This is a genomic window from Microcystis sp. M53602_WE12 (assembly GCF_030065455.1).
In the GTDB taxonomy this organism is placed as follows: domain Bacteria; phylum Cyanobacteriota; class Cyanobacteriia; order Cyanobacteriales; family Microcystaceae; genus Microcystis; species Microcystis aeruginosa.
Map to the genome: position 1 here is coordinate 1 of NZ_JASJFB010000580.1, position 9,576 is coordinate 9,576.

Sequence of the window (9,576 nt, forward strand, 5' to 3'; positions counted from 1 at the left end):
GGAAAAAGTCCCTGAATTTTCCCCCTGATCACTCCCATGCCGGGTACTTTTTGATTGACAAAAAGTCTAAAAGTCTTACCCAACAAGGTTTTTAGATTTATTCAGCAAACCCTACTTAAGTAGCCTATACTCAACGGATTTAGTATTAGTAAACAGTAATCATTGATCAGTAAACAGGTATAAAGATAAAGATAAAGATAACTAACTAATTAACTTAAAACTTACATCTGATCACTGATAACTGATAACTGATCACTGATAACTGATAACTGATAACTGATAACTGATTTAATCTCCCGCATGATAGGAACTGCGGACTAGGGGGCCGGATCTAACCTGGGAAAAACCCATTTTTTGGGCAATTTCTCCCAACTCGCTAAATTCTGCGGGAGTCCAATATTTCTGTACGAGCAAATGTTCCAGAGAAGGACGCATATATTGACCAATAGTAACTCGATCGCAGTCGATCGCCCGTAAATCTGCCAAAGTCTCGATAATTTCCTCTTTTGTCTCACCGTGACCGACCATTAGGCCAGATTTCGTCGGAATTGACCGATCGATTTCCTTAACATAACGCAAAACCGCCAAAGAGCGATCGTATTTAGCCCCGCGTCTAACCGGTCCTTGCAAACGGCGCACCGTCTCGATATTGTGATTGTAACAGGCAGGTTTTGCCCCTACCACCGTCGCCACCCGTTCCTGTTGACTTCCCTTGCCTCCGGCAAAATCCGGGGTTAACACTTCAATTAAAGTGTGGGGATTGAGTTCGCGAATGGCTGTCATCGTCCGCACGAACCAACTGGCTCCGCCGTCTTCCAGATCATCTCTAGCTACAGAAGTCAAGACAACGTAACTTAAATTTAACAATTGCACCGCTTCTGCCACTTTTTGCGGTTCCTCCACATCGAGAGGCATGGGTGCATGACCCTTATCCACTTGACAAAAAGCACAGGACCGGGTACAGGTGGGACCCATCAACAAAAAAGTCGCCGTACCTTGGGCATAACATTCGCCGCGATTGGGACAGCGACCCTCCTCGCAGATAGTATGAATGTTCCTTTGTTTGATAATGCGCTGAACCGTGGAAATTTCGCTAGATTTGCCGAGCGAACGCCGTAACCAAGGGGGTAAAGAGGTAATTTCCTTGCGCCACTGTGGGGAAATATTGGACATGAGAAGTTAAGTAGGGTGTTGGGGATTTCAGTTATCAGTAATCAGTTATCAGTGAGGGGTTGGGGTTGGGGAGAGGGTAGAAGGGAGAAGGGAGAAGAGAGAAGGGAGAATAAATAAAAGCTGACGGCTGATAGCTAAAAAGCTGATAACCGACTCCCCAAAACGAAAACTTCCTATCTCACCATTAAGATAACTGCTATAAGCTGAGAAAGCGGGTAAAGATCATTGTTAATCAAAAAGGAAACTTAGGCAATGGGACGATGGCAACGGAGAAAAATTTTCAATCTGGTCATTCAAGGATTGGCGGGTTGCCTCTTAGTTAGTATATTTGTTCTTAATTCCCTGCCATCCCTAGGCCAAAATTTTCTAGTTCCATTTGCATCTCCCACGGGGACAAGGATTTTTGTAGCCGGGGATATAGAATATGCTTCCGTGAATCTAGATGGATTTGCCTTATTTCAGATTGCCTCCCAAGATTTTACCGCTTCTGAGTCCCGGGAACTCTCCCCGGTAGAAAGACGGGCTAGCCGCATTGAAAGGGGCTTAAATAATATTATCAATCGGGGTTTCGATCCGACAACCCTGCAAGTAAGTACGGCGACTCTCAATAATTTAACCGTGATTGTGGCCAAGGATAACCAGAATTTACCGCAACAGGTAATTCTGACAGTGACAGAAGTTGATGCCCTGATCGATTCTTCTTCTGTTGGCGATTTAGCGGACAGATGGGTTAAAATCATCCAAACAGCTTTGATCCAAGCTTGGCAAGAACGTCAGCCCGCCCCTCGTCGGCAACAGGTAATGACTGCCACTATAATTATTTTGGGGCTAATTTTCTTAAGCTGGGTATCAATTTGGTGGCAGAAACGTTTAAGAAATCGCTTCAATCTCCTCAAAAAACAGGCTAAAAGTCAATCCGATCGAAATTTACCTATAAATTCCCCCCCCAGAAAAGATCGCTCCCAAGAACCGATTTTAGCCTCTCTAGAAGATTCCTCTAATTTCCGTCAACAGGCTGATATTCAGCGACAACTGACGCTAAATATTCTCTGGAAAAGACTGGCTCTTATTGGACTGATACTGCTTTGGTTTGGCGGAATAGCGGCGATTTTGTATGTATTTCCTGAAACTAGGCTAGAAGGACGCGGAATAATTCGTATTCCTTTACGGATTTTTATTATCTGGTTGCTGCTGACATCAGTGAGCAATATGATTAATCTCTACGTTAATTCTCGGCTACGGGAGTGGGTAGAGGAAGGAGCGGTTTTTTCCGAAAATTTGGAAAGGAGGATTCTGCGCGCTCCCACTTTATTAGAAGTTTGGCGAGAAATTATCACATTTATCGCTATTTTTCTGGGAATTTTGATTTTTTTCAGTTGGATGGGTCTTTCTTTCGCCTTTTTACTCACGGGAGCCGGTTTAGTGGGAGCATTGCTCACCTTTGCCTTTCAGGATCTTTTAAAAGATTGGATTAACGGTTTTCTAATTATCTTTGAAGACCAATACACTGTCGGTGATATGATCCAGTTTCAGGAGTTTATCGGTTTGGTGGAAAATATGAGTTTGCGAGCGACTCAATTGCGGGCTGCCGATGGACGTTTAATCACTATTGCCCATAACCAAATTATTAGCGCACACAACCTCAGTAAAGATTGGGCGCGGGTCAATTTTACCATTGAAGTCGCCTATCAGACCGAGCCAGATGTGGCGATCGCTTTAATGGCAGCCATCGCTGAAAATATGGCTGTAGATCCACAATGGCAAAAAGATATCATCGATCCCGTGCAGGTTGCTGGTGTTAGTCGGGTTTCTCACACGGGGATGGAAATTATGCTCAGAATTGTCGTCAAAAGATTACGACAATGGGACATAGAAAGAGAGTATCGTCGTCGTCTAAAAATTGCTTTTGAGGAGAAGGGAATTCACATCGGTATCCCCCAACAAAGTTTCCTCATAGCAAAAGATAGAGAGGAATTCAAGGGACAGTTTTAAAGGGGAACATTTTCTATCGGTGGAGTTATAGGCCGTTGAAAGCAGATTTTCCATGACTATCCTTGAATAATATCAAAGCTTCCTTGGTTTTGAATCCGATAAAACAGGAAATCCGCATCGAGGGTGAGAATTTGCCGATACCCAGTCTTTTCAGCTACTAAAACTAGGGTTGCATCTGCCAAGTCCATCGGTCGATCGCGGTATTGCTCCATCAACCCCAACAAGCGACTGAAATCACTTTCCTGAATATTGTAAACCACCAGCAGTTTATCTAAAAGAAGTTGTCCCAGTTGTTTTTGCATTTGCCAACCCCCCCGATGCAGCGCCAGGTACATGGCTTCGGTCAGGCATGACCAAGTTGTGACGAGAGGCTTTGCTAAACGCATTACTGTATTTCTGTAGGCTTTATGTTGGGGTTGGGTGCGATCAACCAAACAAAGCAGCACTCCTGCATCACACAGGATCATAGCTCTAGTCCTTGTTGCCGATATTTTTCGAGCAGCAGTTGCTGGTAGTCGTTTATTGGTTCCGGTGAATTGACAGTTAAGCCATCTACGGCTTCAAACCATTGTAACCATCTTTCTATCAGTTTTCCATCAGGCTGAGTGTCAAAGGTTTTGACTCGATATTTATGATCGAGAAGATCAATAAAGTCGCTTACTTCCTGAACAAGGACTTCAGGGAGTTGATCTAGCTTAGAAATTGCAGTTTCTCGAATTGTCACAATCATCACCTCTGCCAAGATTGCTAGTTGGGCAACTTTAAACTAGGTTAGGATAGCTAACCTAACCTAGAAAATTTTTAGGAAGCTAAGGCTACCTCGACTATTTGTTGTAGTTCCCCATTTTGATAGAGTTCGATCATAATGTCGGAACCACCAATAAACTGACCGTTGATATAGACTTGGGGAATAGTCGGCCAATTGGAATACTCCTTAACTCCTTGTCTTAACTCCTGATCTTGGAGAATATCGACAGTTTCGTAGGAAACCCCCAGAATATTGAGAATTTGTATGACGTTATTCGAGAAACCACACTGAGGCATTAATTTATTGCCCTTCATGAACACAAGAACTTTATTATTCTGGACTAATTGATCGATTCTGGCCTTAGTTTCGGGTGTCATAGGTCTAGTAGCTAGAATTTGAGCAAGAATAGCCAATCCTGAGACGTGGCATATCCTATTAGTTTAGCACAAGCCGTTGGGATAGCTTTAAAAAGGCAGGTCTTCGTCCTCCTCCAAATTCTCTAAAATTTCGTTAACATCAGGTCTCCCGCGCACGATAGTCATATTTTCCAGAGACTTATTAACTTTAGTTTCTGCGTCCGAATTTTCTGGCAGTGAATAACCCATATTGACCACTTCACCATCAAAAGATTTCGCTAACTTTTGAGCGGCCGCCAAAATTTCACTAACATCTACATCTTGATCTAATGTCTCTAAAGATGAATCAAAATTTAAGATTTTTTGGGGCAGTTCTGTGCTAAGAGTTTTTGGGTTTCCCGATGCTGTGATCTTTGCTTCTTTTTTCTCGATAATTGCTTCTTTGACTGGGGGAATATCCACCGCGGTCATAACTTTATTTTCGGGAGTTATTGGTGGGGTTGGTGCGGTTTCTGGTGGTGGTTGTATCCTGGCCGCTGGGGATGGGGAAACTTCCGCAGCCATGGCAGCAGTGGCGGAACCTACCTGTAAATGAACTTTAATCCGGCGCTGAAAAACAGCCTCGAAAGCTGACTCAATATTAGTCAAGCGTAGCCGGGCCATTTTTAATAATTGTTCCGAAGATATACTTAAATAAGCGCTCGATTCTTCCATATTAAAAAGACTGCCGTGCTGACGCAAGAGAGTGCGAGTAGTGGGGGGTTCCATTACTTCTAAAACCCGCTGCCAAATTTGTTCATGATTGTCATCACTGGCAACAGTTTTAACCTCAGTTTTCGGCACTGCGACGCTAGTTGTCGGGGTGATAACCGCCGGTTTGATCGGTTGATTAACCGGTGCCGGTGCTGTGATCACTTCCGGGGGCCTTTCGGTGCTGGTTTGGGGACGGGAAGGCGCTGCCGTGGCAACTAGAGGAATCACCTGTGCTTGCGGTAACAGTCCTAAGAGAGTGACTTCTAACCAGAGACGGGGTTGAGTGGTGTTTTTTAGTTGCGTTTCGCTGTCTTTAAGAAGTTGTTGACCGCGGAGAATTTCCTCTAAAGACCAAGTACGCGCTTCCGTACACAATTCCTGCCAAGTGGGAGCAGTGACAGCGACCATTTCTGGACGATTAGGGGCGGTTTTGGCTAAAAGTAGGTTTAAATAGAATCCCGCTAGATTTTGCAAGACGATTAAAGGTTCCTTACCGCGATTCATCAGATGGCGACATTGTTCGATAACTTGATCGGGAATATTGCCATGAATGACTTTAAGTAGGGTTAAGAGGTCTCTTTCGGGGACTGCACCGACCAAATCCCAGACTCGCTCGGCCGTAATCGTTCCTGCGAGTAAACTTAATTGATCGAGGAGACTTTCCGCATCCCGTAAACCACCGTTAGCGATCTGAGCCACCAAGGTTAATGCTTCTAGGTTAATATCGATCGCTTCTATTTGGGCGATTTTTTGTAGGTGTGCCACCATCGCATCGAGAGGAATACGGCGATAATCAAAGCGTTGACAACGGGAGATGATGGTAGGCAAGACACGCTGAGGATCGGTGGTAGCAAGCACAAAAATCACTCGATCCGGCGGTTCTTCCAGAGTTTTCAGCAAGGCATTAAAGGCCGCCGTACTGAGCATATGGCAGTTATGAACTAATAACCCATTGGCAACAAAATTATGATTGTCCTCCACTTCTAGGTCATAGACGCTTTCTGTGTCACCTTCTTGAATCCCTATCACTTCCTCGAAATTTGTCAGCCATTGAGGGGATTTTATGATACTAGGCCTGTATTGCACCGCAGCCACATTCACAGGGGATAGGATATGATCGCCGATTTTGAGATTTTTTGCTTGTATCCATGCTTTTTCTGTTCTAATCAAATGATTACCAGTGCAATTAATCGTCCGATTTCTGGTTTGAATGGTTAAAGTTGCTTTTCCGCCTCGGTTTAGCCATCGCAGGACTTTTTTATATTCCCACTCTCCGCTGCTCTCGTTGTAACTGAGAACTCGTTTTCCGAGAATCTCAGGATGATTAATGGGGATTAATCCCGTTTCGGTGAAAACAAGGCTATCCCCAGTCAGGCATTCATCGATGACATAGACTTTATAACGACATTGGACGGGGGCAAATTGCGATCGCTCGATAATTTCCCGAATGTTATCCACACCGGTATTACTAGCGGCATCAATTTCGATCACGTCTAGGGCCGAACCATTGGCGATCGCTTGACAGACGGAACACTTACCGCAGGGAATCGGTGTCGGATGGTCACTAGACAGACAGTTGAGGGATTTGGCTAAAATTCGCGCCGAGGAGGTTTTCCCCGTGCCTCTGGGTCCAGTAAATAGGTATGCAGGAGCGATTCGCTCACTGATTAAGGCATTACTCAGGGTCGTGGCGATCGCTGATTGTCCCACCAAATCGGCAAAGGTTTGGGGACGATACTTATGATGTAGAGGTTCGTAGGTCATGACTGGCTGAAAACTTTTTCCGCACCCTAGAGACTACTATTATCCTATGCCGATTCTTTTTCAACACGAGAACAAGTGTATGCTTTTTAAGCTGTTAACTATTGAAATTGCTTGTTGAGATCAGGCAACAGTATAAAACCCCACACCCCACACCCCACACCCCACACCCCACACCCATCAGCAAATTTTATCTAGCCAGTTGTAATGCGCGATTTGCATCACAAGAATGGCAATTTAGCTAAGGCTTCTAATAAATTGTATTAATAACTACAATTTTGCCGAGAAAATCTGCCGACTATCTTAAGTATGCCCAAAGACAGCGCCACTAATCAGACCAACTGCTTATGACTGAATCTACAAAAACCCAATGTCCTTACTGTGGAGTAGGTTGTGGTTTGACAGTCACCCCCCCCGCGTCGGCCGGACAAGCATGGAAAGTCTTCGGGGACAAGTCCCACCCCTCCAGTCAAGGTATGGTCTGTGTTAAAGGGGCTACCGTAGCGGAATCAATCGATAAAAATCGCCTCAAAACCCCGATGATTCGCGATTCTCTCCAAGAGCAATTCCGTCCTTGTACCTGGGAAGAAGCCCTCGATCGCATCGTTAACCGTATCCAAACTCTAATCGCTCAGGGGGAAAAGGAAAGTATCTGTCTATACGGTTCGGGACAATTTCACACCGAAGATTACTACATCGCCCAAAAACTGGTCAAGGGCTGTCTGGGAGTCAATAACTTTGATGCTAATTCCCGTCTCTGTATGTCTTCGGCCGTGGCCGCTTACCTGAACAGTTTCGGCTCCGACGGTCCCCCCTGCTGTTACGATGACCTAGAATTAACCGATTGTGCCTTTCTGGTGGGGACAAATACGGCCGAATGTCACCCCATCATCTTTAACCGTCTGCACAAGTATCTCAAAGGTAACAAAGAAGCGAAATTAATCGTCGTTGATCCCCGCAGGACAAAAACCGCCGAGGCCGCTAATCTCCACCTAGCCATTAACCCGGGGACCGATATTGACCTATTTAACGGTATTGCTCACCTGTTAATGAATTGGGGTGCGATCGATACCTATTTTATCGATAAATGTACCCGGGATTTCGGCAAATACGCCGAAATTATCGGCCATTATCCCCCCGAAATAGTCGCCCCTAAATGCGGCATCCCCATCGAGGATTTAGAAAAGGCTGCCCGCTACTGGGCCGAATCGAAAAGAGTGCTTTCCCTCTGGTCGATGGGTATCAATCAATCTAGGGAAGGCACGGCCAAAGCCCGCACTTTAATCAATTTACACCTAATGACGGCTAATATCGGTAGGCCGGGGGCCGGTCCTTTTTCCCTAACCGGACAACCCAACGCCATGGGGGGACGGGAAGCCGGCGGCCTCTGCCATCTTCTCCCCGGTTATCGTTCCGTCAAAAATCCCCAACACCGGGCCGAAGTGGAACAAGCTTGGGGTTTACCCGCCGGTCGGATTTCTCCCGTCCCCGGTCGCGATGCTTGGAGTATGATTACTGGTTTGGAGACGGGAGATGTCAAACTTCTCTGGATTGCCGCCACTAATCCGGCCGTTAGTATGCCTGATCTAGAACGTACCAAGGCGGCCCTGTTAAAATCACCTTTTACTATCCATCAGGATGCCTACTATCCCACGGAAACCAGCGCCTATGCCCATTTATTACTGCCAGCGGCCCAATGGGGCGAAAAAACGGGAACAATGACCAATTCTGAGCGCATGGTGACGTTAAATAAGGCTTTTCGCCCTCCCGTGGGACAAGCTCGGGCCGACTGGCAAATTTTTGCCGAAGTCGGTCGCCGTTTGGGTTTTGAGGCACAATTTAATTTTCAGGATTCGGCCGAGGTATATTCCGAGTTTGCCGGCTTGACATATAAACGTCCTTGTGATATGACAGGGATTAATTATGATCGCCTGGCCGAGACTCCCCGACCGTGGCCCGATTCCATCGATGAAATTTCCGCCCCTAAAACCGCTAATTCCGGGGAATTACTAGGTAATTTAGTTAAAGATGACGATAAAAGCCAAAAAACAGCCGCAAAACGCCTTTATACCGATGGTAAATTTAATACTGCCGATGGACGTGCTGTTTTCGCAGCTTACCACAGTAAAGGTCTAGCGGAACCCCCGGACGATGATTATCCCCTAGTGTTGACCGTGGGGCGTTTGTACGGTCACTGGCACACCCAAACCCGCACCGGCCGCATCGAGAAAATTGTCAAAATGCACCCCGCACCTTTTCTGGAAATTCATCCCCAAGATGCAGCAAAATTGGGCATAGAAGCTGGGGAATGGGTGGAGGTGCGTTCTCGTCGCGGTTCTGCCCGTTTTCCCGCTTTAATTACCAAAGCAATTGCTCCTAATTGTGTCTTTGTGCCGATGCACTGGGGGGCCCTATGGGCAGAAAATTCTGAGGCCAATAGTCTCACCCATCCGGCCGCTTGTCCGATTTCCCTGCAGCCGGAATTAAAAGCTTGTGCCGTCAAATTAATCCCGATCAAGTCTTTAGTTAATGCCGAATTATCGAAAATTTGGGTTTAAAACCCCGCCCCTTTTAGCTGACAGGTGTAGGTATTTTACAACTAAGAGGAAGGGGAGTAGTAAAAAGCATCAACGGGGGTGGGAGGGAAAGAACTCCAGCGATGAAGTTGAATCGGTGGTGATTCGGTAGTAGTGATGGCGGCTTAATCCTTTGCTTTGCTGTGCATTGTAGTCATGGATAAAATACCAAAGGTTTCCCCAACGTGATTCTCCATTTTTTTAGAGAAAGATAGAC

Annotated in this window: 8 protein-coding genes; 3 read left to right on the plus strand and 5 right to left on the minus strand. The window is 45.8% G+C overall.

Annotated elements, in window-relative coordinates; genetic code table 11:
- Nucleotides 1-288: 288 nt before the first annotated feature.
- Nucleotides 289-1,173 (minus strand): lipoyl synthase, encoded by an 885-nt coding sequence (gene lipA / locus PX482_RS18605; protein WP_147069886.1) that lies wholly within the window; start codon nt 1,171-1,173, stop codon nt 289-291.
- A 252-nt stretch (nt 1,174-1,425) separates the two neighbouring features.
- Between lipA and PX482_RS18610 the strand changes: the two genes are divergently transcribed.
- Nucleotides 1,426-3,165 carry a mechanosensitive ion channel family protein gene (locus tag PX482_RS18610; protein WP_288122826.1) on the plus strand — a complete coding sequence of 580 codons (1,740 nt, stop codon included), beginning with the start codon at nt 1,426-1,428 and terminating at the stop codon, nt 3,163-3,165.
- Between the two features lie 56 nt (nt 3,166-3,221).
- Here the strand turns inward: PX482_RS18610 and PX482_RS18615 are convergent, their stop codons facing one another.
- The 4 genes from PX482_RS18615 to dnaX all read right to left on the minus strand — a co-directional run bounded on the left by PX482_RS18615 (nt 3,222) and on the right by dnaX (nt 6,786).
- Entirely contained in the window at nt 3,222-3,632 is a 411-nt protein-coding gene (locus tag PX482_RS18615; protein WP_061430883.1) for a type II toxin-antitoxin system VapC family toxin, read from the minus strand.
- A complete protein-coding gene (locus tag PX482_RS18620; RefSeq protein ID WP_002761993.1) occupies nt 3,629-3,895 on the minus strand; it encodes an RNA-binding protein in 267 nt (88 codons plus the stop codon). The genes PX482_RS18615 and PX482_RS18620 overlap by 4 nt, the downstream gene beginning before the upstream one ends.
- Nucleotides 3,896-3,966: 71 nt before the next feature.
- Nucleotides 3,967-4,290, minus strand: coding sequence for a Grx4 family monothiol glutaredoxin (gene grxD, locus PX482_RS18625; protein WP_002761995.1), 324 nt, complete (start codon nt 4,288-4,290; stop codon nt 3,967-3,969).
- An 87-nt stretch (nt 4,291-4,377) separates the two neighbouring features.
- The gene (gene dnaX, locus PX482_RS18630; RefSeq protein WP_288122828.1) at nt 4,378-6,786 is read right to left on the minus strand and encodes a DNA polymerase III subunit gamma/tau; all 2,409 of its coding nucleotides are present in this window, start codon (nt 6,784-6,786) and stop codon (nt 4,378-4,380) included.
- Between the two features lie 101 nt (nt 6,787-6,887).
- On the opposite strand from dnaX, the gene PX482_RS18635 reads away from it, so the two are divergent.
- Complete coding sequence (locus tag PX482_RS18635; RefSeq protein ID WP_288122829.1) at nt 6,888-7,028, plus strand: hypothetical protein; 141 nt, start codon at nt 6,888-6,890, stop codon at nt 7,026-7,028.
- A 102-nt stretch (nt 7,029-7,130) separates the two neighbouring features.
- Complete coding sequence (locus PX482_RS18640; RefSeq protein WP_002761999.1) at nt 7,131-9,341, plus strand: molybdopterin oxidoreductase family protein; 2,211 nt, start codon at nt 7,131-7,133, stop codon at nt 9,339-9,341.
- Nucleotides 9,342-9,576: the final 235 nt, after the last annotated feature.